Genomic DNA, 26,155 nt, shown 5'->3' on the forward strand with positions numbered 1-26,155 from the left:
CCGGGGATGTCGCCGCGTGCGGCCCCTCGCGTGACCCGCGGCCGGGCCGTGGTCACGCGAGGGGCCGGCGGCCGGTCAGGCGGCGGACGGGAAGCGTTCCCAGACCCGGTGGGCGCCGAGCAGCCCGTTGAGCTGCTGGAGTACGTTGCCGGCGGTGTCGCCGGTGACGACACCGGGCGCGTCGAGCGGGATGCCGACCGCTTCCAGCGCGCTCTCCCCGCCGCTGGTGGCGCCGATGGCCTTGCCGTGCCGGTACGCCTCCGCCAGCAGCAGTCCGACCCGGGGGTCGGGGGTGGCCTGCTGGACTGTGGGCCGGCCCGCCTTGGCGTCGCGGGCGCCGTAGGCGTCGGCGCCGACTCCGGGCGTGCCCGCCACGAGGAGGGCGTCGAACTCGACGGAGCGGGCCGTGGCGTAGGTCCGCTGGACGGTCACGGCGTCGTCGCCGTCGCCGAGGATGCCGCCGGCCGGCGCGACGACCAGCGGGACCATGCCGCCGTCCAGCACCTCCTGGCGTACGGCGCGGACGCCGTCGAGGTCGCCGTCGGGGCCGGTGATGATGCCGATGATCCGGCCGTCGGCGGGCCAGGTCCGGCCCACCTGGGAGAGGGCGGGGCTGGGCTCGACATCGGCCAGGGGCACGGTGGGCTCGGGGGCGGGCAGCCCGAGGCCGGCGGCGACGCCCGCGCACAGCTCCGGGTCGATGTTCGCCAGGGTCTGCAACGCCCTTTCCCGGATGGCCTGTTCGTAACACTTGGCGAGTTCGAAGGTGTAGGCGCCGATGATGTGCTCGCGCTCGACCGGGCTCATGCTGAGCCAGAATCGGCGGGGCTGGCTGAAGTGGTCGCTGAAGGACTCGGGGGCCTCGCGGACCTTGGTCGCCTGCGGGACCCGTACGGGCGTCTCGACGTACGCGCCCATGTCCGCGCCCGCGGTGAAGGGGCAGCCGCCGTCGAGGGAGTTGGGCCGGTAGGGGGCGACCCCCCGGTGCACGGCCGTCTGGTGGAAGCCGTCGCGCAGCATGTCGTTGACGGGGGCGTGCGGCCGGTTGATCGGGAGCTGCGGGAAGTTGGGGCCGCCCAGGCGGGTGATCTGGGTGTCGAGGTAGGAGAAGAGGCGGCCGGCGAGCAGCGGGTCGTCGGTGACGTCGATGCCGGGGACGAGGTGGCCGACGTGGAAGGCGACCTGTTCGGTCTCGGCGAAGAAATTCGTCGGGTTGCGGTTGAGCGTGAGCAGCCCGATCGGCTGCACGGGGGCGAGCTCCTCGGGCACGATGTTCGTCGGGTCGAGCAGGTCGATGCCCTCGAAGGTCTGGTCGGGGGTGTCGGGGAAGGTCTGGATGCCGAACTCCCACTCGGGGTGGGCGCCCGCCTCGATGGCGTCGTAGAGGTCGCGGCGGTGGAAGTCGGGGTCGACGCCGCTCGCGATCTGCGCCTCCTCCCACACCAGGGAGTGCACGCCCAGCTTCGGCTTCCAGTGGAACTTCACCAGGGTCGTCTCGCCGGCGGCGTTGACCAGGCGGAAGGTGTGGACGCCGAAGCCCTCCATCGTGCGGTACGAGCGGGGGATGCCCCGGTCGGACATGTTCCACAGGGTGTGATGGGTGGCCTCGGTGTGCAGGGTGACGAAGTCCCAGAAGGTGTCGTGGGCGCTCTGGGCCTGCGGGATCTCCCGGTCGGGGTGCGGCTTGCCGGCGTGGATGACGTCCGGGAACTTGATCGCGTCCTGGATGAAGAACACCGGGATGTTGTTGCCGACCAGGTCGAAGACGCCCTCGCTGGTGTAGAACTTCGTCGCGAAGCCGCGGGTGTCACGGACGGTGTCCGCCGAGCCCCGGGAGCCGAGCACGGTGGAGAAGCGGACGAACACCGGGGTCTCGACGTCCTCGGCGAGGAATGCCGCCTTGGTCACGTTGGCCGCGGTGCCGTAGCTGCGGAACACGCCGTGCGCGCCGGCGCCGCGGGCGTGGACCACGCGCTCGGGGATGCGCTCGTGGTCGAAGTGCATGACCTTCTCGCGCAGGTGGTGGTCCTGGAGGAGCACCGGGCCGCGGGGGCCCGCCTTGAGCGAGTGGTCGGTGTCGGGCAGCCGGGTGCCCTGGGCGTTGGTCAGGTAGCTGCCGCTCTGGGCGGTCCGCGCCTGGTCGGCGCCGGTGGGCTGCCCGGTGGGCGAGACGGTGGCGGGGCCGTCCTGATCGGGCTTGGGGGGCAGCGGCTCGCGGGGTTCGGTCGGTTCGGCGACCGACGGTGACTCGGGAGCCGGCTTGCCGGGGATGCCGTCCTCCGGGCCCGCGGGGCCGCTCTGGAGGGCGTCGGCCACCTTGTCCGCCGCTCGCTTCAAGGGGTTCGTCTCGCTCATCAACACCAATTCCTTCACTGGTCACGGACGGGCCCGCCGCGGTCGGGCGGGTGGGTGTCCGGTGCGCGCTGGTCGGGGCCGGGGATGCGGCCGGCAGCAGGTGCCGGCAGGAAAAAGGTCAGGGGAAGCGGTCGCGGCGGCCCGGGACCGGGGTCCCCGGGCCGGGGCGTCCGAAACCGGCGATCGCGAAGATCTCCGGTCGGGGGGTGAAGTCGGGCCGTCTCTTGTCGAGTTGCCGGGACGGCGGGCCCGCCGGACGCCGGTCCGGACCCGGGGACCGTCAGCGGGGCCATGCGCCTGTCCGCCGATGACGCGTTCACCGGCGGAGCGGGCTTCCTGGCCCCGTACGGGCGCGCACCGCTCCGCCCGCGTACGCCACCCTAGGCGCCGCGGGCGGTTCCCGCAGTCCGGGACGGGCCGGTACGGGACCGGGGGCCGGCGGGTCAGGGGCGTGCCGCGACCCGCACGGTCTCCAGGGTCGGGTCCGCCGCGTCGGAGATGAGGAAGCCGTGGGCGACTCCGCTGCGCAGGTAGTCGAGGACGTCCGAGGTGATCACCTCGCCCGGCGCCACGACCGGCACGCCCGGCGGGTAGGGGCTGATCATCTCGGCGGCGATCCGGCCCACGGCCTGCTCGGCGGGCACCTGTTCGGCCGGGCCGAAGAACGCGTCGCGGGGCAGGACCGCCTGTTCCAGTTCCAGGACGTGGGGTGCGGGCAGGTGCACGGCGGGCTGCCGCTCGATGGAGTCGGCGTGCTCGACCAGCGAGCTCACGGCGTCCAGGAGCACCTTCTCGGTCTCGTCGTCGTCGGAGTGGGTGATGGAGGCGCTGATGCGGCAGCTGTCCGAACCGCCCACGTCGACGTGGCAATTGGCGCGCAGCCATTCGGCCCCCTGCATGCCGCTGATGCCCAGCTCCCGTACGTCGACGACGATCTTCAGGGGGTCGTACTCGGCCGCCAGCCCCTCCTCGATGATCTCCCCGCCCATCACTCGCAGCCCGGGCATCTCGCGCAGCTCGGCGCGGACGCGCTCGGCGCGGTGGCGGGCGTTGCCGAGCAGCTCGCGTCCCTGTTCGACCATCTGCCGCCGCCAGCCGTCGAGGGTGGCGTAGACGAGGCTGGAGGCGCTGGTGGTGCCGAGCAGGTCCTCGCGCTGCTTGAGCACGGTGGGCGAGATCCGGTCGTGCTGGAGGTGGAACACCGAACTCTGCTCGATGGCGCCGCCCATCTTGTGGACGCTGGTGACGACCAGGTCGGCGTCCGCGTCCATGCCCCACACGGGCAGGTCCGGATGGAAGGGCAGATGGGCGCCCCAGGCCTCGTCGACGATGAGGGGCACGTCGGACGCGTGGCAGGCGTCGGCCACCGCGCGGATGTCGGCGCAGGTGCCCCAGTCGGTGGGGGTGATGAGCAGCATGCCCTTGGCGTCCGGGTGCTCGCGCAGCCGGTTGCGGACGTCGTCGGCCTCCGGCGGGTGGGCCAGGTGCCGTTCGGCGTCGAACTTGGGGTGGACCCAGATGGGCTCCACCCCGTTGATGATGACCGCGGCGATGACCGACTTGTGGGCGTTGCGGGACAGGAGCAGCTTCTCCCCGGGTCCGGCGACCGCCAGCATGGCGGTCTTGATGGACAGGGAGCTGCCGGAGGTGGAGAAGAAGGCGTGTTCAGCGCCGACCGCGTCCGCCATCAGTTCCTGTGCCTGCTCCAGCACGCCCTGGGACTGGCGGCGGTCGTCCAGGCCGTTGAGGGTCAGCACGTCGGAGCGGAAGACGTCGATGCCGAGGATCTCGGCCACGCGGGGGTCGGCCCCACGGCCCTGCCTGTGCCCGGGTGGCCCGAACACCACGTCTCCGCGTCGCCGGAACTCCTGTAGAGCTTCCAGGACGGGTACGCGCGAGTGATCCATGGCTGTCCTCCTGAGCTGGTCGGTGCCGCATCCACCGTGTTGCACCCGCCGCCAAGCCCCAAACCCACCGGCCCGGTGTCAGGCGGCCGTTCGGTGGAACCCGGCTCCGGCACGGAGTACACCCCGCCGAGCCGGAGGAGGATTTGTGTCGCTGTACCACCGGGTCCAGGAGGAGGTCGCGCGGCGCGCGGACGCGCTGTGGGCCGTGGCGTCGGCCCTGCACGCGGACCCGGAGACCGCGTTCGCCGAGCACCGGGCGGCGGCGCTGCTCTCGGGCGAGCTGGAACGCGCGGGGTTCGAGGTGCGACGGGAGACCGCGGGCCTGCCGACCGCGTTCACCGCGCGCTCGGGCCGGAGCCGGCCGGTGGTGGCGTTCCCCCTGGAGTACGACGCCCTGCCCGGGCTGGGACACGCCTGCGGGCACAACCTGATCGCGGCGGCCGGCCTCGGGGCGGCCCTGGTCACGGACGCGGTGCTGGGCGGCGACGGGGGCACGGTGCTCGCGGTGGGCACGCCGGCCGAGGAGGGCGGGGGCGGCAAGGCCCTGGAGGTGGAGGCCGGGGTCTTCGACGAGGTGGACGCCGCCCTGATGTTCCACCCCGGGGTGTACGACTGGGCGCGGGCCCCGCTGACCGCTCAGGAGCAGTACCTGGTGGCCTTCCAGGGCCGGGCGGCGCATCCCACGGGCAACCCGACGGAGGGGATCGACGCGCTCGCGGCGCTGATCGAACTGTTCAACGTGGTCTCGGCGCTCGGCCGGCGGCTGCCGGAGGGGTCCCACGTCCAGGGCATCGTCACGCACGGTGGCACGGCCACGAACATCGTCCCCGAGTTCGCCGAGGGGCGCTTCGGACTGCGCGCGCTCACCACCGCCGCCCTGGACGACCTGGCGGCACAACTGCGCACGGCCGCGGAGGGGGTGGCGCTGGCGACCGGCACGACCGTCACGGTGGAACGCGCGAGCGTACGGTACGAGCACTTCCGGGACAGCACGGTGCTGTCCGAGCGGTTCGCCGGACATCTGGACCGCGCCGGGATCACCCTCACCCCGCCCGCTCCCGGCGTCTACCTGGGCTCTTCCGACATCGGCAACGTCAGCGGCCGGGTGCCCGCCATCCATCCGTTCGTCGCGGTCATGGGCGCCGACGGCTCGGACCACACACCGGAGTTCGCCGAGGCGGCGGCGTCTGAGCGGGCCCGCCGTGTCCTGCCGGCGGTGGTGGAGGCGCTGGCCTGCACGGCCGTGGACGTGCTGCGGGACGCGGACCTGCGCGGGCGCGCGTGGGAGGGTCTGCGCCGGGCCGCCGCCTGACCGTCGTACGCCCGCTCAGGCCTGCGCGGGACCGCGTACCCCGCGTTCCTCGCCCGGCCCTTCGGCGGCGGCCCGGACGTGCCGCACGGCGGCGGGCAGCGCCCGGCGGATCGCGTCCGGCAGGCGGCCGGAGGACGGCCACTCCACCAGGCAGCGTGCCACCTCCCGCATCTTGGTGTTGGTGTGCTGCGACACGTGCTTCAGCACGTCCCAGCCCTGTTGCGGGCGCAGACCGGCGCGGGCGATGACCACGCCGATCGCCTGGTCGACCAGCGCGTGCGAGACGAGGGCCCGGCGCAGCTGGGCGACCTCCTCCCGGAGCGCGTCGAGCTGGTTCGTCTCCTCGTCACATCCGATCATGCGATCACCCTGCGCAGCAGCCCCCCTCTCAAACAGCCGCCAGGCGAACAACCTTGCGCGACGCGGTACAGAAAACGAAAAGTAGCTGGTCAGTGGGTACATAGGGAGGGCATTCAGGGGCATCTGGGCGGAATGGAATCGCTCACTTTCGACAGCGACGACCTGGACGTGACAGAGGATTTCCTCAGTCGGGCCTACGCCAGGATGCGCATCGCCAGCGGTACCCCCGGTTCCCACCACGCCCGGATCCACCGCGCCGCCCTGTCCTCGGTGAGCGTCGACGAACTCGCGCTGGACTTCGAGATGAGCTACTCGGTGTCCCCGCTGGGCCGGATCTGCCTGTGCGTGCTGCACGAGGGAACCGTGCGGGACCACGGCTTCCAGGGGGTCGAGGACGCCTTCGGACCCGGTGACGTGGTGCTGTTCGCGCCGCCGGACCTGCCGTACACGGGGCGGATCTGCAACGCCCGCTACAACATCACCATGCTGGACCCGGAGCTGCTCGCCCAGGTGGCCGCGGGCCCGGCCGGCTCTCCCCCGGTACGGCTGACCGGTCACCGGCCGCGCTCGGCCGCGGCGGCCCGGCACCTGAGCGCTACGATCGCACATCTGCGCGACCATGTGCTGTCCGACCCCCAGATCGCGGACCAGCCGCTGATCGCCGCCACGGCCGCCCAGCACCTCGCGGCGAGCGTCCTGGCCACGTTCCCCAGCACGGCACTGGAGGAGCCGACCGCCGCCGATCGCCACGACGCGCACCCGGCGATGCTGCGCCGCGCGCTCGCCTACATCGACGACCACGCCGACCGGCCCGTCACGGTCGCCGACATCGCCGCCGCGGCCCATGTGACGGTGCGCGCGCTCCAGTACGCCTTCCGCCGGCATCTGGACACGACGCCGCTCGCCCATCTGCGCCGGGTGCGGCTCGCGCACGCCCACCGGGACCTGCTGGACGCCGACCCCGGCGCCGGGGCCACGGTCACGTCGATAGCGGCCCGCTGGGGTTTTCACCACCCGGGCCGCTTCGCCTCCCTGTACCGGCAGGAGTTCCGCCGGAATCCGCACGAGTCGCTGTTCCACGGCTGACGGGCGTCCCGGGCGGGGCGCGGCCTCCGCCCGGGACGCGGGACGGCCTACGGGAAGGACGTCACCTTGGACGGGACGGTACTGGTCCCCGAGGTGGGTGCGCCGGTGCTGTTGACGACGTGGGCGTACTGCCCCTTTCCGCCGAGGGAGATCACCAGCAGGTCGTGCATCCGGATGCCGGAGGTGGTGGGCACCTGGAAGCCGTGGGCCTGGACGATCGACGGATCGGCCGTGTAGTTGCAGTAACTGCCCAGCCCCCAGGCCTCGTGGGTGGTGACGGTGTCGGCGACCTTGTAGGCCGCGTAGCCGGTGATGCCGTCGTGGGTGACGGCGGCGGCGTTCGGGGCGTCGTACGCCTTCTCGTTCTGGAAGAAGATGGTCCGGCCGCGTTCTCCGGACCAGTAGACGTCGTACTTGTTGAAGTGCTCGACGAACAGGCCGGTGGCGAGGACGTCGTTGCCGTTCACGCGCAGGCCGTAGTCGGCGCGGTTGGTGTCCCAGCCGACGCCGCTGCCGTGGTCGGCGCGCCAGAGCCAGGTGTGGTCGATGATGACGTTGTTGCTGTTCACCACGACCGAGTTGGTGGCGAGGCCGGGTCCGGCACCGCCGATGCGGACGAACACGTCCTGCATGGTGGTGGGGTTGGCGGAGTGGTCGGCGGTGGAGCCGGGCGTGCCGATCCGCAGGAGCGTGTCGGAGTTGACCGCACCGGCGTCGATCAGGAATCCGGCGAGCCTGACGCCGTCGACGTCGGCGACGTGCATCGCGTCGACGCCGTTGTCCGGGACCAGGGTGGCGAGACCGAGTCCGAGGACGACCGTGTTGGGGCGGGTGACGTCGAGGGTCTGGTCGAGGTGGTAGACGCCGGGTGTGAACAGCAGGTTGAGGCCCTGGGCGAGGGCCGCGTTGATGGTGGCGGCCGTGGCGCCCGGCTTGACGACGTAGAACTGGTCGAGCGGGAGCGACGTACCGGCGTTGGCCGGCCAGGAGACGCCCCGGGCACCGGTGCGCTTGGCCGGCACGAACACCTTGTAGGCGGAGCCGTCGAGGTACAGGAAGGGCTTCTCCCGGGAGACCGGGGTGGTGTCCAGCGTGGTGTACGGGCCGTTGTCGAAGTCGGTGGCCGGGGCGCCCTGGACGCCGGAGAACGTCATGTTCCACACGCCGTTGCTCCAGCCGCCGACCGAGCTGTCGCGGGTGTACCACTGCTGCTGGGAGTACGGGCCCACCGTACCGTCGACCTTGGAGTCCGCGATGTAGCCGCCGGAGGCCCAGCCGTAGCCGTTCGGGGCGAGGTTGAGGCCGCCCTGGACGTGGATGCGGCGGAAGGGCGCGGCCTGGGCGACGGCCCAGCGGTCGGTGCCGTTCGACGGCTTGATGGCGAGGTTCTCCGCCGATCGCCAGAAGTTCTGGGTGGCGTTGCCGTTGAACCAGCCCGCGTCCACGGTGACGTCACCGTTGATCTGGGTGTCGTCGGGGTTCAGCCCGAGCCCGGAGATCGAGGTGTAGAAGCCGATCTGGGCGTTGATCCCGTTGTACGTGCCGGGCTTGAGCAGGAACTGGTAGCGGCCGGTGCCGAACTGGGCCGACTCCTGCTTGGCGAAGACGTCGTCGAACTTCTGCTGGAGGTTGGGGGTGGAGGGGTCGACGACGATGACGTTCGGGCCGAGGTCGCCGCCGCCCTGGACCGGCGGGACGCCGGTGGAGCCGGTGTGCACGGCGACCTCCCACAGGGAGTAGCCGTAGCCGGTGCCGCGCGCCGTGCCGAGGATCCGGACGTACCGGCCCGAGCCGCTGACATCGTACGAGGCCGTGCCGCCGGTGGCGCCGGTGACGGTCTTCAGGGTGCTCCAGCTCTGCCCGTCGGCGGACGCCTGGATCTGGAAGTCCTTGCCGTAGGCGGCCTCCCAGTTCAGGTCGACCTTGCACAGGTCCTGGACGGAGCCGAGGTCGACCTGGAGCCACTGCGGGTCGGCCGCCTGGCTGGACCAGCGGGTGGTGGTGCTGCCGTCGAAGGCGGCGGAGGCGGGCGTGCCGGCGTTCTCGGTGGAGGAGGCGGTGGCCGTCCTGCCCTGGGCGGCGTTGGCGGTGCCGCAGCCGGTCCCGCCGCCGCTCGTGCTGCCGAACACCTGGAACTCCCAGAGGGAGTAGCCGTACGAGGTGGCCCGGTGGACGCCGAGCATGCGCACGTAGCGGCCCTGCCCGGACACGTCGAGCGTGTCGACGCCGCCGTCGGAGCCGGTGACGGACTTCAGGTCCGTCCAGCTGCTCCCGTCGCCGGAAATCTGGACCTTGTAGTCCTTGCCGTAGGCGGCCTCCCAGTTCAGGACCACCCGGGTGACGGTGGCGGTGCCGCCCAGGTCGACCCGCAACCACTGGTCGTCCCCGGCGGCCGAGGACCAGCGGGTCCCGGTGTCGCCGTCGACGCCCAGCGCGGCGGTGGTGCCGTTGTTCTCCTCGGACGACGCGGTGGCCGTCCTCCCCTCGGACAGGGGGGTTTCGGCCGCGGCGGCCGAGGGGTGCGTGGCGGGAAGGGCGATCAGCGCTGCCATGGCGGACAGGGCGATGCCCAGGGATCTCAGTCTCATGCGGCGGCTCCAGACGGCTCGGGGGTCAAGCGGCTGACCCCACGGCTTAGTTCATGTTTTGATTTAAGTGGTGAGTCAAGCGGGTTACAAGCCTTCGGACGCCACATCCTTCAACTACCGCGCCGCGATCACCGGGCACGCGTGCGGGGCCCCTCCGCCGTCCGCGACCACGGCGTGGGTCAGGCGTCAGCCGCGCGGGGAGCCGCATGGGTGTTCATAGCGCGGCCGCCTCCGGGGTGCCGGGCGGAGCCGTGCCCGGCACGGCGGACGACGGAACCGGGCGTGTCGCCCAGGAGGACGGCCGCCCGCACCGGGGCGTCGGTTGCGCGGGGCCCGAATTGAGGCGGTCGTGGGGTGCGTGCGCGTGCTGCCGCGGACCGGGTGCGCGCTGGGCCGGGGCCGTGCTCGTCGTGCGTGTCGGACGGCCGCGTGCGGCGTTCCCGAGGCACGCGCCGCGGTCCCTGTGCACCGGCACGCCCCCCGTGGGGACGGATGACCGGCGCTTGAACGGGTACTCCCCGGCCATGCGGGTGAGCGTGGTGGATGCGGGGTCGAACACGGTGCGATTGGTGATCGCAGACGTGGAAGGCGGTGTTCCGCTGCCGGTGCACACCGTCAAGTGGAAGCTGAGGCTGTGCGAGCACGCCGGCGCGGACGGCACCATTGCCGACGAGGCCGTGGAACATCTGGTGAAGGCGGTGGCCGCGGCGGGCGCCACGGCTCGCACGTGGCGTGCCGCGGGCCCGCTGGCCTTCGCGACCACCGTGGTGCGCAACGCTCCGAACCGGGCGGACGTCCTGCAACGGGTGGCCTCCGGTACCGGCATCCGCATGTGCACGATGCCGGGTGAGACCGAGGCCGAGCTGACCTTCCTGGCGGCCCGCCGCTGGCTCGGCTGGAAGGCGGGCCCGCTCGCGCTGCTCGACATCGGCGGCGGTTCGCTGGAGGTGGCGTTCGGCAGGGGACGGCTGCCCGACTTCGCCGCGTCCCTGCCGCTCGGCGCGAGCCGGCTGACCCGCGAGCACCTGGGCGTCCAGGACCCGCCGGGGCCGGGTGAGCTGAAGGAGCTGCGCCGCCGGATCCGCCACGAGCTGCGGGACGTCGCCTCGCGGATCCGCTGGGAGGGGCCACGCACCGCTGTCGTCACCTCCCGTACGTTCCAGCAGCTGGCGCGGCTGTGCGGGGCCGCGCCCGGGCGATACGGCCCGTTCGTCGAGCGTGAGCTGGCCTGCCGGGACCTGCGCGAGGCGGTGCGCACGCTCGCCGCCCTGCCCACCGCCGAGCGGGCCCAGCTGCCCGGCATCTCCGCGCCGCGCGCCGCGCAGAGCCTGGCCGGGGCGGTCGTCGGGCACACGGCGCTGAAGCTGATGGGTCTGCCCCGGGCCGTCGTCTGCCCCTGGGCGATCCGCGAGGGTGTGCTGCTGCGCTATGCCGAGGACGGCGCCGACTGGTGGACGGACATCACCGGCGCCACGGACACCACGACCCCACCCCCGACGACGACCCTGCGCATCGCCGCACCGTCCGCGTGACGGCGCGCCGGGCGCCTCCGCGTGACAGGTGGGGGACATACCCGCGCGGGGGAATCCGGCCGCATGACGGCGTGGCCGCGCCCCGCGCCTCGCGGCTGTGCCCTCGCGACGCCGCCCGCACCCTTCCGTACCGGCAAGTCCGGGCCGTACCCGCAGGTCCGGGCCGATCGGCCGACGTTGCCGACGGCCGGTCCCCGCCGTCGCCGGTCCCCCTGACCGGCCCGGTGGCGAGCAGGCGTGCCCGTACCGTGGCCCGTGGCCCGTGGCTCAGGCCGGCCCATGGCCCGCTCAGCCGGGCCCGGGGCCCGTTCCGGTGGCCGTAGTGGCGGGTCGGCGCGTGTGCGTGCGCAACGTGCCGGCCGTTCTCAGCAGGCGGTCGGCCGGTTCGCGGAGGCCCGGGTGGGCCAGCACCGTGTTGCGCAGGCCGCGTACCGGGCGTCGCCACAGGCGTCGGGCCAGTGCGACGGGGTGGGGGCGGGCCGCGAAGCCCTCGCCGACCCGGAGTTCGCGGGTCTTGAGCCAGTTCTTGTACTCCTTGTCGCCGCGCCCCAGGTCCACCAGGCTCACCCCGTGCCGGGCGGCGGCCTCGGCGGTGCGCAGGTGCATCATCAACCCGGGCGAGTAGGCGGGGAGTCCGGGGTCGTAGGCGGTGAACCAGGCGGCCAGTACGGTGCCCGACCGGGGTCCGAAGTGGGCGGCGACCGGCCGGCCGCCCGCGTACAGCACGGACAGCACCCCCGTGAAGTGCTCCTCGCGGACGCGGAAGAGGTGGTCCACCAGGCCGACGATCCACGGCCGGGAGAACCGGTCCATGCGGCCGGTTCTCCGGTACTGCGCGGACTTCCACCGCATGAGGGTGCGCAGCGCCTCCGGGTCGCGTTCGTCGAAGACGAACCGCACCTCGCCGACGTCCCGGCCGAGCCGGCGTTCCTTCTTCAGCGTCGTCCTGGCCAGCCCGGGGTACGCCCCGCGCAGCCACTGCGCGTAGGTGCCGTCGCCGGGTTTCACATCGATCACCGGTGAGGCGAAGGTGCCGGTGACGTGGGGCTCGAACGGGGTCTGTTCCCGGACGAGATGGTCGAACTCGAAGATGCTGAGTCCGCAGGCCCGCAGCAGTTGCCGCACGTTCCAGGTGACTCCGGGCCGGTGCACGAGGGCCTGGCAGTCGGACAGTCCGAGTCCGACGGCCCGGCCGGTGCCCAACGGCCCCCGCTCGTACGGGAGGAAGCCGACCGGTTCCCCCCTCTCCCGCAGCACCGCCACGCGTACACCGGGCCGGAACCGGCCGACCCCGGCGGCGAATTCGGGGGCCAGGAACGGGTTGGCGTACTCGGGTGACTCGTCCATCGCCCGGTGCCAGGCCCCGCGCAGGCCGGGCGTCAGGTCACCGGGTCTGTGGACGGTGATCTCCACGTCGTTGATCCCCACGTCGTTGATCCCCACGTCAGATCGCCCGTTCCCCGGCCGGGATCCCGCACCGTAGGACCTGGCTCAAACCTGACGAAAAAGCCCGCGGTCTGTCAAGGGTGCCCAGGGCGACGGATGGTGGGCCACGGAGGGCGGCGCGGCACCGCGGTATTGACATGAACCTGTAGCTACACCGACGCTGCGTGCGTGAAGTTGCTCGATCTGCGCTTGTTCCGAGCGTTTCCGAGCAACACCGCGTAAGAACAGTCAGTCCGCGAAGGTGCGAGGGGAGCTGTTCCGCCGTGCGAAGACTCCGACACCGTGTGCCGTGGCCGGCCTGGATACCGCTGGGACTGGCGGCCGTCCTGGCCGGGACCGCGCTGGCCGTTCCGGCCCCCGCCCACGCCACCGCCACCGCGTCCGGCGCGGTGCTGGACCCGGGCCACAGCAGCGTCACCTGGCGGAGCCCGGTCTACGCCAAGGGCACCGGCGCCGGGCCCGAGAAATGCCCCGGCGCCGCCGACGACCCCGAGAGCAAGGTGTGCGACCGCTTCGACCTGACCGTCTCGGTGCCGGACGGCTACTGGGACGACAACCCCGAGGGCGGTGTTCCGCTGTCGGTCGGCTGGGACCACCCCTCGGACGACTTCGACCTGTACGTCTACGACGACCACGGCAGGCAGGTGGCGTCCGGCGCGGGCACCGCCGACCCCGAGGCCACGGTGATCCCGCGGGCGTCGGGGACGTACCACGTCGTGGTGGTGCCGTACGACGTCCACGACAACTCCTTCACGGGCACCGCCTATCTGCCGGCCACGGCGGACGCCGGCGACCTCACCTCCTTCTCGGGCGGCGAGGGGCGCTACACCATCGGGGCCGGGCGGCTCACGGCCCGCGCCGATTTCCTGACGGGTGGCCGGCTGCGCCTTCAGGCGGATCCGTCGGGCTCGCTCAGCGACCCGGCCGGCACCGCCATCGTGCGCGGGCAGCCGGCCCGGCAGCGGCACACCTCGTCCTTCGACGCGGGCGACTACTACGGCATCCGGTCCCCGCAGGCGGTGCTGCGCGTGTACAAGAAGCCGTTGCGGTTCGGGCTGTACCGGCCCGACAACCGCACCCGGATCTGGCAGGAGGACAAGCCGCTGCGCTGGTCGACCGGCGGGATGCGGCAGAGCCTGGTCCGCGGCGCGGAGGAGCAGTTCTTCGGCGGCGGCGAGCAGAACGGCGGTTTCTCGCACCGCGGGCGGACCATCCACGTGGCGAACAGCTTCGACTGGAACGAGGGCGGTTACAACAACTCCCAGCCGTTCTACCTCTCCAGCGCGGGCTACGGCGTCTTCCGCAACACCTTCGCACCGGGCGTGTACACCTTCGGCTCGCCGGTCACCACGGGCCACCAGGAACGGCGCCTGGACGCCTACTACTTCCTCGGCGACGCCCGCCAGGTCATCGGCGCGTACACGTCGCTGGTGGGCAAGCCCTTCATGCCACCGGTGTACGGCCTGGAGCCGGGCGACTCGGACTGCTACCTGCACAACGCCAACCGGGGTGAGCGGCACACCCTGGACGCGCTGAAGACCGCCGACGGCTACACCGCGAACGGGATGCCGCTCGGCTGGATGCTGGTCAACGACGGGTACGGCTGCGGGTACGAGGACCTGGAGCGGACCGGGAAGGGCCTCCGGGACCACCACGCCCAGCTCGGCCTGTGGACCCAGGACGGCATCGGGAAACTCGCCGACCAGGTCCGGGCCGGCCAGCGGGTGGCCAAGCTGGACGTGGCCTGGGTGGGCAACGGCTACCGGTTCGCGCTGGACGCCTGCGACGCGGCCAAGCGGGGGATCGAGGACAACAGCGACGCCCGCGGCTTCGTGTGGCTGCCGGTGTCCTGGGCGGGCGCCCAGCGCTGCGGGGTGCTGTGGAGCGGCGACCAGAAGCTGTCCTGGGACTACATCCGCTGGCAGATCCCGACGTACGCCGGGGCGACCCTGTCCGGCATCGCCTACAACACCGGTGACGTGGGCAGCATCTACCGCCACGACCCCACCATGTACACCCGCGACCTCCAGTGGAAGGCGTTCCTGCCGGCCGTCATGACGATGGACGGCTGGGCCACCGACATCACCACCGGCAAGCCCGCCGACCAGCAGCCCTGGCGCGACGGTGAGCCGTACACCTCCGTCAACCGCGCCTATCTCCAGCTGAAGGAGCGGCTGCTGCCGTACATGTACACCCTGTCCGCCCAGGCGGCGCGGACGGGTGTGGGCCCGGTACGCCCGCTGTGGCTTGAGTACCCGGACGACCCCGGCACGCTCGGCGCGCAGGCGGCGTACGAGTTCCTGTCCGGCCCGGACTTCCTCGTCGCCCCGGTCTACGAGAACTCCGACACCCGCGACGGGATCTACCTGCCGAAGGGCACCTGGACCGACTACTGGACCGGCCGCACCTACCGGGGCCCGACCACGCTCGACGGCTACCACGCCCCCCTGGACACCCTCCCGCTGTTCGTGCGCGAGGGCGCGATCGTGCCCATGTGGCCCAAGGGGACGACGAGCTGGCAGACCCGCGACCGGCACGAGCTGGACTGGGACCTCTACCCGGCCGCGCACGGCACCAGCCACTACACGCTGTACGAGGACGACGGCGTGACCCGCGCCTTCGCCAAGGGTTCCGCGGCCACCCAGCGGGTGTCGGTGCGCGGGGACGCCCGGGGCACCTCCGTGACGGTCGGGGCGAGCAGGGGTGACTACGCGGGCAAGGTGGCCGCCCGGTCGTACCGGTTCAGCGTGCACGGCGACACGGCACCCGCGCGGATTCTGCTCGACGGGCGTCAACTGCCGCGCGAGGCCTGGTCGTACGACGCGGGCGGTCGGGTCACGACCGTCATCACGGCGAGGCTGCCGCTCGACCGCGGGTTCACGGTGCGACTGGTCGACGGAAGGTAAAGAGAACGTATGGTCTAGTCCAAAGAGCAAGTTGGTCTAGTCCAACTTATTGACGTGGCCGCGACTACTCCCAGAGGGTGGGGCTCCCCGTTCCCGGGTCCCCACCCTCTGGAGGCACGCATGAGACGTCTTCGGGCATGTCTGGGCGCGGCGGCAGCCGTCACGCTCGCCGCCGCCGGCAGCACCGCACTGGTCGCCGGCAGCGCCTCGGGCGCGACGACCGCGCTCAGCAACCGCTGGTACGCCGCCGCCCCCTACCTGATGCCGACGGACAACGAGCCGCCGGACCCGGCCGCCATCATGGACGCCACCGGCCTGAAGGCCTTCCAGCTGGCCTTCATTCTCGCCCCCAACGGTGGCGGCTGCTCGCCCACTTGGGGCGGCACGTCGTCCGTCTCCTCGGACACGGCCGTACAGTCGGTGATCAACACCATCCGCGCCAAGGGCGGTGACGTCTCCGTCTCCATCGGCGGTTACGGCGGCACCAAGCTCGGCCAGGCCTGCGCGGACGCGGCCTCCACGGCGGCGGCCTACCAGCAGGTCATCACCAAGTACGGCCTGCACGCCATCGACTTCGACCTGGAGGAGCCGGAGTACGAGAACACCGCGGCGATCAAGAACGAGATCGGCGCCGCCAAGATCCTCCAGCAGAACAACCCGGGGCTGTACGTCTCCGTGACCACCGCCGGCACCGCGGACGGCACCGGCTGGTTCGGCAAGCAGATGCTGCTGGAGGCCAAGTCGCAGGGCTTCACCCCGAACAACTTCTCCATCATGCCGTTCGACGGCGGCTTCAACGGGGCGGCGAGCCAGACCAGCGCGCTCACCAACTTCAACTCCGTTCTCCAGTCCACCTTCGGCTGGGACCAGGCGACCGCCTACGCCCACGAGGGCTTCTCGGGCATGAACGGCCGCAGCGACACCGGCGAGTACTTCAGCCAGGCCGACTTCCAGACCGTGCTGGACTACGCCACCAGCCACAACATGGACCGGTTCACGTTCTGGTCGCTGAACCGCGACCGGCAGTGCTCCCCGGCCGACAACGGCGGCCGTACGTCCGGGACCTGCTCCAGCGTGGCCCAGAATTCCTGGGACTTCGCCAAGTACTCGGTGAAGTTCGCCGGCGCCACACCGCCGAGCACCACCCCGACCCCCACGCCCACCCCGACACCCACCCCCACCCCGACCTCCTGCAAGACCACCTGGAGCGCGACGGCCACCTACACGACCGGCAACGAGGTCTCGTACAACAAGCACAATTGGAAGGCCAAGTGGTGGACCCAGAACGAGGTGCCCGGCGCCTCGGAGTGGGGTCCCTGGCAGGACGAGGGCGCCTGCTGAGGGCCTGACGTGCCTGACCTGCCGGTCGCGCCTGACGCGGGCTGACGGGCGTACGCGACGCATCATCGCTTGATGTGTCCGGTTCATGGGGGCGGGCGCCGGAACACCACCGGCACCCGCCCCCACCTGCGGGACTGGTGCAAACGGCGGGACGGTCGTAGCGTCGAGGGCACGCGGTCGGACACAGCACGACGGGTGGGAGCGGCCATGCGCGGATCACTGGTGGGAACGACGGTCACCCTCGGGGCAGGCGTCCTGCTGACGGCGGCCATGACGACGGCCTCGGCGAGTCCGCCGTCCACCGTCCACCGGCCGGCCGCGCAGCCGCGGCCGGTCCTCGTCGACTGCCTGTGGCACCGCACCGTCCGCCCCGCCGACTTCATCCTGGCCTGCGGCGACGGCAACAGCCGGCTCACCGGACTGCACTGGACCCGGTGGAGCGGCCGGGCCGCGACCGCGGCGGGCGTGAACCTGCTCAACGACTGCAAGCCGTACTGCGCGGCCGGCACGTTCCACCGCTATCCGGTGCTCGTGCGGCTGGACGGCCCCCAGCCCTGGAAGAAGAACCCCGGCGTCCAGCACTACACCCGGATGAGCCTGACTTACACCGGCGCCCTCCCGGAGGGCTTCCAGCGGGTCGTGACCTACCCCCTCTGGGACTGACCCGGCCGGCCGTCACCCGGGCGCGCCGCGTCCGGTACCGGGCGGTGGGCCGCGTGGGCGACGTCCCGGCCCCGGCTCCTGTCACGGGCCGCCCGCGCCCCCTCATGGTGGTGTGACCCCGCACGCCGGCGCCCCGCGCGCCGACCGAAAAGAGGTCACATGCCCCCGCTCCCCCGCCTGGCCGGTACCGCCACGGCCGTGCTCGCGCTCGGCCTGGTCGCCGCGGCGCCCGCTCCCGGCACCGACCCGGTCGTCACCGCCGCGCGCGTCGTCGCCCACTTCGACCCGGCCGCCCGGCAGACGCCCGAGAACATCGTCCTGGAGCCCGACGGCTCAGCCGACCTGACCCTCGCCCTCGCCCGGCAGATCGCCCGCGTCACCCCCGACGGGCAGACCCGGATCCTCGCGACCCTGCCCGCCGTCGCGGACCCGGCCACGCCGCTCGTGCACGACGCCGCCGTCACCGGCATCGCCCGGGCCCACGACGGCACGCTGTACGTCAACTACGCCACCGGCACCAGCGCCACCGGCATCTGGCGCCTCTCCCCCACCGGTGGCGCGCCGCAGCGGATCGCGGCGCTGCCCGCCGACGGGCTGCCCAACGGGCTGGCCCTCGACGAACGCCGGGGCACGCTGTACGCGGCCGACTCGGTGCACGGCACCGTCTGGAGCGTCCCGCAGACCGGCGGTACGGCCACGGACTGGGCGTCGGACACGGCACTCACCCCGCTCTCCGCGCCACCGGCCTCGGGCTTCGGCGCCAACGGCATCAAGGTGCACCGCGGCGCCGTGTGGGTGTCCAACACCGACCGGGGCACGCTGCTGCGCTTCCCCGTCGGCCCGGACGGCTCCGCCGGACCGGTCGAGACACCCGCCACCGGACTCGACGGCATCGACGACTTCGCCTTCCCCGGGCAGGGCAGGAGCGCGCTGGCCGCGCTGAACGACGGCAGCAGGGTCGTCCTGGTCGGCCCGGACGGCACCGTGACGACCGCGCTCACCGCACAGGACGGGCTGTCCAACCCGACCGCCGTCGCGGTGCGCGGCCGGACCGTGTACGTGCCCAGCGGCGCGTACGTCACCCGGCGCGACCCCAATCTGCTCCTCGCCCGCCTGCGCCACCTCGTCGACCACCGGTAACCGGCGAACGGCACCCGCCCCGGTGCCGGGGCGGCGCCGGGGCGGGCCGGGTCGGGTCAGGTCAGGTCAGTTCGGCGAGGAGGTCGCCGCCCTCGACCTGCTGGATGCGGTTGATGGCCAGACGCGACACCCGGCCCGCCTTGGGGGCGGTGATCGTGGCCTCCATCTTCATCGCCTCGATGGTGGCGATCGTGGCACCGGCCGCCACCTCGTCGCCCTCGGTGACCGCGAGGGTCACCACTCCGGCGAAGGGCGCCGCGACATGGCCGGGATCGCCGCGGTCGGCCTTCTCCGTCACGGGAAGGTCGGAGGCGGCGGCCCGGTCACGGACCTGGATGGGCCGCAGCTGGCCGTTGAGCGTGGACATCACGGTCCGCAGACCGCGCTCGTCGGCCTCGCCGATCGCCTGGAGCTCGATCAGCAGCCGGACGCCGGGCTCCAGGTCGACGGCGTACTCCTTGCCCGGGCGCAGGCCGTAGAAGAACGCCTTGCTGTCCAGCACGCCGGTGTCCCCGAAGGTCTGCCGGTGCGTGTCGAACTCCCGGGCCGGGCCGGGGAACAGCAGCCGGTTGAGGGTGGCCCGGCGGTCCTTGGCCAGCCCGTCGCGGTCCTCGGCGGACAGCTCGGGGACGGGCTTGGCCGCGGCCCGGCCCTGGAGCGCCTTGGTGCGGAACGGCTCCGGCCAGCCGCCGGGCGGGGTGCCCAGCTCGCCGCGGAGGAACCCGATCACCGAGTCGGGGATGTCGAACCGGTCGGGAGTCGCCTCGAAGGCGTCCGGGGAGACGCCGGCGCCGACCAGGTGCAGGGCCAGGTCGCCGACGACCTTGGAGGACGGGGTGACCTTGACCAGCCGGCCGAGGATGCGGTCGGCGGCGGCGTACATCGCTTCGATGTCCTCGAAGCGGTCGCCGAGACCGAGGGCGACGGCCTGGGTGCGCAGGTTGGACAGCTGGCCGCCGGGGATCTCGTGGTGGTAGACGCGGCCGGTCGGGGAGGCGAGGCCCGCCTCGAACGGGGCGTAGATCTTCCGGACGCTCTCCCAGTACGGTTCCAGGTCGCCGACGGCCTGGAGGTCCAGGCCGGTGGGCCGCTCGGAGTGGTCGGTGGCGGCGACGATCGCGGACAGCGACGGCTGCGAGGTCGTACCCGCCATGGAGGCCACCGCACCGTCCACCGCGTCGGCGCCCGCCTGGATCGCGGCGAGGTAGGTGGCGAGCTGGCCGCCGGCGGTGTCGTGGGTGTGCAGGTGCACCGGCAGGTCGAACTCGCGGCGCAGCGCCGAGACCAGCTTGGCGGCGGCCGGGGCGCGCAGCAGGCCGGCCATGTCCTTGATCGCCAGGACATGGGCGCCGGCGCCGACGATCTGCTCGGCGAGGCGCAGGTAGTAGTCGAGGGTGTAGAGCCGCTCGGCCGGGTCGTTGAGGTCGGCGGTGTAGCAGAGCGCGACCTCGGCGATAGCCGTGCCCGTCTCCCGCACGGCGTCGATGGCGGGCCGCATCTGGCCGACGTCGTTGAGGGCGTCGAAGATGCGGAAGATGTCGATGCCGGTGGCGGCGGCCTCCTGCACAAAGGCGTCGGTGACCTCGGTCGGGTACGGGGTGTAGCCGACGGTGTTCCGGCCGCGCAGCAGCATCTGGAGGCAGATGTTGGGGACGGCCTCGCGCAGGGCGGCCAGCCGCTCCCAGGGGTCCTCGGCGAGGAAGCGCAGCGCGACGTCGTAGGTGGCGCCGCCCCAGCACTCCAGGGAGAGCAGCTCGGGCAGGGTGCGGGCGACGACCGGGGCGACGGCGAGGAGGTCCTTGGTGCGCACCCGGGTGGCGAGCAGGGACTGGTGGGCGTCGCGGAAGGTGGTGTCGGTGACGCCGATCGTCGGCGACCGGCGCAGGTGCCGGGCGAAGCCCTCGGGGCCGAGTTCCACCAGGCGCTGCCGCGATCCGGCGGGCGGCTCGCCCGCGGGCAGCGGCGGCAGCTTGGTCAGCGGGTCGAGCACGTCGGGGCGGGCGCCGTGCGGCTTGTTGACGGTGACGTCGGCGAGGTAGGTGAGCAGCTTGGTGCCGCGGTCCGCGGAGGAGCGGGACGTCAGGAGGTGCGGGCGCTCCTCGATGAAGGAGGTGGTGACCCGGCCCGCCCGGAAGTCGGGGTCGTCCAGGACGGCCTGGAGGAAGGGGATGTTGGTGGCCACGCCCCGGATGCGGAACTCGGCGACCGCGCGCCGGGCCCGGCCGATCGCGGCCTGGAAGTCCCGGCCCCGGCAGGTGAGCTTGACCAGCATCGAGTCGAAGTGTGCGCTGATCTCCGTGCCGGCGTGGGTGGTGCCGCCGTCGAGCCGGATGCCGGAGCCGCCCGGCGAACGGTAGGCGCTGATCCGGCCGGTGTCCGGGCGGAAGCCGTTGGCGGGGTCCTCGGTGGTGATACGGCACTGGAGGGCGGCGCCGCGCAGGGTGACGGTGTCCTGGGAGAGGCCGAGGTCGGCCAGGGTCTCGCCGGCGGCGATCCGGAGCTGGGCCTGGACCAGGTCGACGTCGGTGACCTCCTCGGTCACGGTGTGCTCGACCTGGATGCGCGGGTTCATCTCGATGAAGACGTGGTTGCCGTCGCGGTCGAGGAGGAACTCCACGGTGCCGGCGTTGCGGTAGCCGATCTCGCCGGCGAAGCGGACGGCGTCGGCGCAGATCCGGTCGCGCAGGTCCGGGTCCAGGTTGGGGGCGGGGGCCAGCTCGATGACCTTCTGGTGGCGGCGCTGCACCGAGCAGTCCCGCTCGTACAGGTGGATGACGTTGCCCTCGCCGTCGGCGAGGATCTGCACCTCGATGTGGCGCGGGTCGACGACGGCCTTCTCCAGGAAGACGGTCGGGTCGCCGAACGCGGAGGCGGCCTCGCGGGAGGCGGCCTCGATGGACTCGCGCAGCTGGGCCGGCTCCGCGACGCGGCGCATGCCGCGCCCGCCGCCGCCCGCGACCGCCTTGACGAAGACGGGGAAGCCGATCTCGTCGGCGGCGCGCACCAGTTCGTCCACGTCGTTGGAGGGCGCGGAGGAGCCGAGCACGGGCACTCCGGCGGCGCGGGCGGCAGCGACCGCGCGGGCCTTGTTGCCGGTCAGCTCCAGCGTGGCCGCGTCCGGGCCGACGAACGTGATGCCCGCTTCCTCGCAGGCGCGGGCCAGTTCGGGATTCTCGGACAGGAAGCCGTATCCGGGGTAGACGGCGTCGGCACCGGCCCGGCGCGCGGCGGCCACGATCTCCTCCACGGAGAGGTAGGCCCGTACGGGATGCCCCGGCTCCCCGATCTCGTACGCCTCGTCGGCCTTCAGCCGGTGCAGTGAGTTGCGGTCCTCGTGCGGGAAGACGGCGACGGTGCGCGCGCCCAGTTCGTAGCCCGCCCGGAACGCGCGGATCGCGATCTCGCCACGGTTGGCGACCAGCACCTTGCGGAACATCCTGGATTCCCTTCAGCTGCCTGCCGGCGACGAACACCCTGGTGTCGGCCACGCCTGCCGTGTCTCGCGGCCACCCTAGGGGGTGTCCGCACGGGTCGCGGTGCGAAAACCATCACATCGACGGGGTGGCCGGCGCCACACGTGCGCGCCGGCCCGGCCCCGCCGGGGGTGGTCACCATGTCACCACGTCACCAGTACAGCAGCCGGTGGTCCTAGCGGTCGACGCACGGCGCCGGGACCTTCGACCGGGTCGTTCCGGGGCGGTCGGCGGGGACGGGCGGGGACGCGGCGGCCGGCACGGTGCGGATCGGCGCGGGAGCGGGGCTGGGGGCGGGTGCGGGTGCGGGCGCGGGTGCGGGTGTGGGTGTGGGGATCAGGGTGGGAGCGGGCGCCGTCGGGGGCCGGGTGAGACCAGGGGCCGTCAGGGGCCCGGTGGGAGCAGGGGCCGTCAGGGGCCGGGGGACGGGTGAGCGGTTCGCCGCGTGGGCGGCCAGCGACCGTACGACGGCGCGCAGCCGCTCGCCGCGGCCGTGCAGGAGCCCGAGGACGATCGCCCCGCCCACCGCGATCAGGTGCTCGCGGCCGGCCAGGTTGGGCACGGCGACGGACTCCCACACCATCGAGCCGCCGGTCATCGTGAACACCACGGGCGCGCGCCGGATCACCGCGAGATAGGTGAACAGGCCCACGACGGCCGCGGAGGGCCCGGTGTCGAGGACATGCCCGGCCTCGGGCGGCAGTCCGAACCCCCACCAGCCGGGGCCCAGCGCGATCATCAGGCGGGCGGTGAGGGTGCCGGCCAGGGTGGTGGCGTAGGCGATCGCCAGGGTACGGGCCCGGCCGAGGGTCAGTTCGGCCCAGGCGAAGGCGAGGAACAGCTGGGTGATGCCCGCCCACACCGGCAGATCGAGGGCGGGGACGTACAGCGACACGGGGGTGCGCAGCAGGGACAGCCACAGCGGCAGGTCGGCCTGGACGCCGCCGAGCCGCCGCACCCACACCGCTCCGGTGGGATGCTGGGCGATGTCGTGGAAGAAGACGACTCCGACCGCGGCGACGAACGCCAGCAGCAGCCCGGACAGTCCGCGCCGCACGAACTGCCGCACGGGATCGACGACGATGGCCTGCCACTCGCCCCGCAGGGTGCGCCCGGTGAACCGGGCGAGCCGCACGAGCGGTGAGCGGGACAGCCCGGCGTGCGGTTCAGTGGTCATGAGGCACGGCAGCCCATCGCCTTCGCTTCCCCCGTCATCTCCATCGCCCCTTTCACCTCGCTCCCGGCGGTCCGGCGGGGCGAGGCGTTTGTCCGTCCTGCGTCCGTTTCAGGCGCCATCGTATAGATGTGCGGATCTCCCCCGGCCGACCCACCCCTGCCCGTGTACCCCCGAACGCATCGCAGTTCACGGTGAACACACGTCTGTGACCGTCCAGTTCCTGGAACGGACAAGGAACCTTTCTGTTTCGATCACGAATTCTCGTATAGTGACCGCCAGTTCACCACCGGTGTCACCACTCACCAGCCGTACGCCTTTCGACCGCACACTCCCAGCCCCACTGCCCGCATCTGCCGCGAGGACCAGACCGGACCGATGACCGCGCCCACGCATCCCGGCGAACGACCTTCCCTCCGCACGTTCGTGTCCGCTCTCGCCGTGACGGCGGTGCTGTCGGCGCTCGTGGTCTGCACGGCCGTGGCGATGGCTCCCGGCTCGGTGCGCGCCCCGCTCGCCTGGGGCGCCGGCACGGCGGCGGTCGTACTCAGCGCGGCGGTGGCCACGGCCGCGCACGCCCTGCGGAGCGCCAGGGACACCCGGCGCAGGCTGGAGGGCGCCACCCAGGACATCGGGCGACTGCTCCAGCAGCAGACCCGCACGACCGAGGAGGCGCGCCAGGAACAGCAGCGCCTCATCGACGAACTCGCCCGGCAGCGGACCGAGTTCACCGAGTCGTTCGCGGCCGAACGCGCACGCCGGGAGGAGGAGGCCGCGCGGGAGGTGGACCGGCTCGGACAGGACAACATCAGGCTGTCGCGGGAGTTGGACCTCGCCCGCCGGGAGCGGGCCGCCGCGGTCTCCGCGACCTCCAACGCCGCCGCCCGGATGCAGGCCCTCGCCACGGCCACGCTCGCCGACCTGCGGGCGATGGAGGAACGGCACACCGACGAGGACGTGCTCGCCGACCTGCTCCAGCTCGACCACCGCACCGCGCAGGCCGGCCGGCTCGCCGACTCCATCGCCGTCCTCACCGGGGCCCGGTCGGGCCGCCGGTGGGCGCGGCCGATCGGGATGGAGTCCATCCTGCGCGGCGCGATGGGCCGGATCGCCGGGTACCGGCGGGTGCGGGTGCACTCGGTCAGCGAGGCCGCCGTCGCCGGGCACGCCGCCGAGGGCGTGATGCACGCCCTCGCCGAACTCCTCGACAACGCCGCGAACTTCTCGCCGCCCAACGCGGAGGTCCACGTCTACGTCGAGGAGGTCCCGGCCGGCGCCATAGTCTCCGTGGAGGACAGCGGGCTGGTGATGGGCGAGGTGCAGCTGCGCCGCGCCGAGCGGGCGGTCTCCGGTGACGTCTCGGAGCTGGGCGGTCTGACCGGCACCCGGCTGGGGCTGGCCGTGGTAGGCCGGCTGGCCCGCAAACACGGCCTGAAGGTGTCGTTCCGGCCGTCGGCGCGGGGTGGCACGGGCGTGCTGCTGCTCATCCCGCAGGACATCCTGACCGGCCCCACCCCGGCCGGTCCGGCCACACCGGCTGCCAAGGCCGCCCCGGCCGTCACGGCCCCGCGCCAGGAGACCGGCGCGCCCGTGCGGGCGCAGGCGCCGGCCGCCGTGGACGCCGCCCCGGTCCACGAGTCCGCCGCGCCGCCGCAGGAGGGCCCGGCCGGGCTGCCCAGGCGGCGCCGGGGCCGTACGCTCGCCGAGGCGGAACGCGCCCGGTCCGCGCACGGCACCACCGAAGCCCGCACCGCGCCGGGCACGGACGAGGGCAGGACCCGCGCCGCCCGCTTCAGCAGCTTCCGCCAGGCGGTACGGCCGTCCGCACCCGGCACCCGCCGGCCCGACCCCGCCTCCGCACCCGCACATCAGGGCCCGGCAGGGGACGAGGGCACCGGGAAGCCACCCCAGGACGACCACGCCTCCGGCGCCGCGCACTCCGTGGCACCGGACGACCTGGGCGCCGTACCCCCCGAGAGCCCCGCGCCCGGCAGCGCTCCGGCCGGGGACTCCGCGCAGGACACCGCCGGCCCCGGCTCCCCCGCCGCTGCCCCTCATCCGCACCAGCACCAGCACCAGCACCCGGAAGGCGACTCCACCTCATGACCGGCCCGACCACCGCCGACGACAAGCTCACCTGGCTCCTGGAAGGCCTGCTGGAGAAGACCCCGGGCGCCCGGCACGCGCTCGTGCTGTCCCGGGACGGGCTGAAGCTGTGCCGGACGCCGGAGCTGAGCGTCGACCAGGCCGACCAGCTCGCCGCGATCGCGGCCGGCATCCAGTCGCTGTCGCACGGCGCGTCCGTGGAGTTCGGCGACGGGAGCGGCGGCGTGCGCTCCGCGATGGCGGAGTTCTACGGCGGTGTGCTGTTCATCGTGGAGGCGGGCGCGGGCGCCCATCTGGCCGTGATCGCCGCGGAGGACGCGGACGCCGGGGTCGTCGGCCACAACATGAGCGAACTGGTCGAGCAGCTCGGCGCCTACCTGACCGCTCCGCCCCGTACCTCATGAGCCGTCCGGGCATGAACCGGCCGGGCCGGGACGACGCCCCCGACCGGCTGTACACCCTCACCCAGGGACGCAGCGGCACCGGCCCCGACACCCCCTTCGACCTGGTCACCCTCGTGGTCGCCGAGTCGGAGCCGGTGGCCGGCATGCAGTCGGAGCACGTGGCGATCCTGAAGCTGACCGGGTCCCCCACCTCGGTGGTGGAGATCGCCGCCGAGCTGCGGCTGCCCGTGAGCATCACCCGGGTGCTGCTGTGCGACCTGCTCGCGGCGGGTCGCGTCAGCGCCCGTCATCCGCACCGGCCGGCCATAACCGACCCCGACATCCTGGAGCAGGTGCTCGTTGGACTCCGCAACCTCTGACGC

The 26,155-nt window shown here is 72.9% G+C and carries 16 protein-coding genes and 1 pseudogene; 10 read left to right on the forward strand and 7 right to left on the reverse strand.

The window, feature by feature from the left end; translation table 11 throughout:
* Positions 1–75: 75 nt before the first annotated feature.
* Positions 76–2,355: a catalase gene (locus tag AB0F03_RS15230; protein ID WP_361991053.1), complete on the reverse strand. Its 2,280-nt coding sequence runs from the start codon at positions 2,353–2,355 to the stop codon at positions 76–78.
* A 443-nt stretch (positions 2,356–2,798) separates the two neighbouring features.
* Positions 2,799–4,262: an aminotransferase class I/II-fold pyridoxal phosphate-dependent enzyme gene (locus tag AB0F03_RS15235; RefSeq protein ID WP_361991055.1), complete on the reverse strand. Its 1,464-nt coding sequence runs from the start codon at positions 4,260–4,262 to the stop codon at positions 2,799–2,801.
* Positions 4,263–4,407: 145 nt separating this feature from the next.
* Here AB0F03_RS15235 and AB0F03_RS15240 point away from each other — a divergent pair, with 145 nt between their 5' ends.
* Positions 4,408–5,574 (forward strand): amidohydrolase, encoded by a 1,167-nt coding sequence (locus AB0F03_RS15240; RefSeq protein WP_361991058.1) that lies wholly within the window; start codon positions 4,408–4,410, stop codon positions 5,572–5,574.
* A gap of 15 nt (positions 5,575–5,589) precedes the next feature.
* Here AB0F03_RS15240 and AB0F03_RS15245 read toward each other — a convergent pair whose 3' ends face one another.
* Positions 5,590–5,934: an ANTAR domain-containing protein gene (locus AB0F03_RS15245; protein WP_361991061.1), complete on the reverse strand. Its 345-nt coding sequence runs from the start codon at positions 5,932–5,934 to the stop codon at positions 5,590–5,592.
* A gap of 132 nt (positions 5,935–6,066) precedes the next feature.
* On the opposite strand from AB0F03_RS15245, the gene AB0F03_RS15250 reads away from it, so the two are divergent.
* Complete coding sequence (locus tag AB0F03_RS15250; protein ID WP_361991064.1) at positions 6,067–7,020, forward strand: helix-turn-helix transcriptional regulator; 954 nt, start codon at positions 6,067–6,069, stop codon at positions 7,018–7,020.
* A gap of 47 nt (positions 7,021–7,067) precedes the next feature.
* Here AB0F03_RS15250 and AB0F03_RS15255 read toward each other — a convergent pair whose 3' ends face one another.
* Entirely contained in the window at positions 7,068–9,608 is a 2,541-nt protein-coding gene (locus tag AB0F03_RS15255; RefSeq protein ID WP_361991067.1) for a discoidin domain-containing protein, read from the reverse strand.
* A 524-nt stretch (positions 9,609–10,132) separates the two neighbouring features.
* On the opposite strand from AB0F03_RS15255, the gene AB0F03_RS15260 reads away from it, so the two are divergent.
* Entirely contained in the window at positions 10,133–11,140 is a 1,008-nt protein-coding gene (locus tag AB0F03_RS15260) for a Ppx/GppA family phosphatase (RefSeq protein WP_361991499.1), read from the forward strand.
* A 288-nt stretch (positions 11,141–11,428) separates the two neighbouring features.
* Here AB0F03_RS15260 and AB0F03_RS15265 read toward each other — a convergent pair whose 3' ends face one another.
* Positions 11,429–12,553, reverse strand: a complete 1,125-nt coding sequence (locus AB0F03_RS15265; protein ID WP_361991502.1) for a GNAT family N-acetyltransferase — start codon at positions 12,551–12,553, stop codon at positions 11,429–11,431.
* Between the two features lie 800 nt (positions 12,554–13,353).
* Between AB0F03_RS15265 and AB0F03_RS15270 the strand changes: the two are divergent.
* The 4 genes and pseudogenes from AB0F03_RS15270 to AB0F03_RS15285 form a co-directional block, all read left to right on the forward strand.
* Positions 13,354–15,390 (forward strand): annotated as a pseudogene (locus tag AB0F03_RS15270) (TIM-barrel domain-containing protein); the annotation flags it as partial.
* A 222-nt stretch (positions 15,391–15,612) separates the two neighbouring features.
* Positions 15,613–16,833 carry a carbohydrate-binding protein gene (locus AB0F03_RS15275; RefSeq protein ID WP_361991070.1) on the forward strand — a complete coding sequence of 407 codons (1,221 nt, stop codon included), beginning with the start codon at positions 15,613–15,615 and terminating at the stop codon, positions 16,831–16,833.
* Between the two features lie 207 nt (positions 16,834–17,040).
* Positions 17,041–17,496, forward strand: a complete 456-nt coding sequence (locus AB0F03_RS15280) for a hypothetical protein (RefSeq protein ID WP_361991073.1) — start codon at positions 17,041–17,043, stop codon at positions 17,494–17,496.
* Positions 17,497–17,655: 159 nt separating this feature from the next.
* Positions 17,656–18,636, forward strand: coding sequence for a hypothetical protein (locus AB0F03_RS15285; protein WP_361991076.1), 981 nt, complete (start codon positions 17,656–17,658; stop codon positions 18,634–18,636).
* A gap of 61 nt (positions 18,637–18,697) precedes the next feature.
* On the opposite strand, the gene AB0F03_RS15290 is transcribed toward AB0F03_RS15285, so the two are convergent.
* Complete coding sequence (locus AB0F03_RS15290) at positions 18,698–22,072, reverse strand: pyruvate carboxylase (protein WP_361991079.1); 3,375 nt, start codon at positions 22,070–22,072, stop codon at positions 18,698–18,700.
* Between the two features lie 212 nt (positions 22,073–22,284).
* Complete coding sequence (locus AB0F03_RS15295; RefSeq protein ID WP_361991082.1) at positions 22,285–23,286, reverse strand: hypothetical protein; 1,002 nt, start codon at positions 23,284–23,286, stop codon at positions 22,285–22,287.
* A gap of 375 nt (positions 23,287–23,661) precedes the next feature.
* Here AB0F03_RS15295 and AB0F03_RS15300 point away from each other — a divergent pair, with 375 nt between their 5' ends.
* Genes AB0F03_RS15300 through AB0F03_RS15310 form a run of 3 tightly spaced genes read left to right on the forward strand, consistent with a single transcriptional unit; the run spans position 23,662 to position 26,152 of the window.
* Entirely contained in the window at positions 23,662–25,389 is a 1,728-nt protein-coding gene (locus tag AB0F03_RS15300) for an ATP-binding protein (protein WP_361991085.1), read from the forward strand.
* The gene (locus tag AB0F03_RS15305; protein WP_356822699.1) at positions 25,386–25,793 is read left to right on the forward strand and encodes a roadblock/LC7 domain-containing protein; all 408 of its coding nucleotides are present in this window, start codon (positions 25,386–25,388) and stop codon (positions 25,791–25,793) included. The genes AB0F03_RS15300 and AB0F03_RS15305 overlap by 4 nt, the downstream gene beginning before the upstream one ends.
* An 11-nt stretch (positions 25,794–25,804) precedes the next feature.
* Positions 25,805–26,152 (forward strand): DUF742 domain-containing protein, encoded by a 348-nt coding sequence (locus AB0F03_RS15310; protein WP_361991089.1) that lies wholly within the window; start codon positions 25,805–25,807, stop codon positions 26,150–26,152.
* Positions 26,153–26,155: the final 3 nt, after the last annotated feature.

The organism is Streptomyces sp. NPDC028722, assembly GCF_040637655.1.
Classification (GTDB): Bacteria; Actinomycetota; Actinomycetes; order Streptomycetales; family Streptomycetaceae; genus Streptomyces.

Excerpts from the sequence above, each read along its gene's own strand:
- AB0F03_RS15230 (WP_361991053.1), bottom strand. The coding sequence starts at position 2,355 with ATGAGCGAGACGAACCCCTTGAAGCGAGCGGCGGACAAGGTGGCCGAC.
- AB0F03_RS15235 (WP_361991055.1), bottom strand. The coding sequence starts at position 4,262 with ATGGATCACTCGCGCGTACCCGTCCTGGAAGCTCTACAGGAGTTCCGG.
- AB0F03_RS15245 (WP_361991061.1), bottom strand. The coding sequence starts at position 5,934 with ATGATCGGATGTGACGAGGAGACGAACCAGCTCGACGCGCTCCGGGAG.
- AB0F03_RS15250 (WP_361991064.1), top strand. The coding sequence starts at position 6,067 with ATGGAATCGCTCACTTTCGACAGCGACGACCTGGACGTGACAGAGGAT.
- AB0F03_RS15255 (WP_361991067.1), bottom strand. The coding sequence starts at position 9,608 with ATGAGACTGAGATCCCTGGGCATCGCCCTGTCCGCCATGGCAGCGCTG.
- AB0F03_RS15260 (WP_361991499.1), top strand. The coding sequence starts at position 10,133 with ATGCGGGTGAGCGTGGTGGATGCGGGGTCGAACACGGTGCGATTGGTG.
- AB0F03_RS15275 (WP_361991070.1), top strand. The coding sequence starts at position 15,613 with ATGAGACGTCTTCGGGCATGTCTGGGCGCGGCGGCAGCCGTCACGCTC.
- AB0F03_RS15280 (WP_361991073.1), top strand. The coding sequence starts at position 17,041 with ATGCGCGGATCACTGGTGGGAACGACGGTCACCCTCGGGGCAGGCGTC.
- AB0F03_RS15285 (WP_361991076.1), top strand. The coding sequence starts at position 17,656 with ATGCCCCCGCTCCCCCGCCTGGCCGGTACCGCCACGGCCGTGCTCGCG.
- AB0F03_RS15290 (WP_361991079.1), bottom strand. The coding sequence starts at position 22,072 with ATGTTCCGCAAGGTGCTGGTCGCCAACCGTGGCGAGATCGCGATCCGC.
- AB0F03_RS15295 (WP_361991082.1), bottom strand. The coding sequence starts at position 23,286 with ATGACCACTGAACCGCACGCCGGGCTGTCCCGCTCACCGCTCGTGCGG.
- AB0F03_RS15300 (WP_361991085.1), top strand. The coding sequence starts at position 23,662 with ATGACCGCGCCCACGCATCCCGGCGAACGACCTTCCCTCCGCACGTTC.
- AB0F03_RS15305 (WP_356822699.1), top strand. The coding sequence starts at position 25,386 with ATGACCGGCCCGACCACCGCCGACGACAAGCTCACCTGGCTCCTGGAA.
- AB0F03_RS15310 (WP_361991089.1), top strand. The coding sequence starts at position 25,805 with ATGAACCGGCCGGGCCGGGACGACGCCCCCGACCGGCTGTACACCCTC.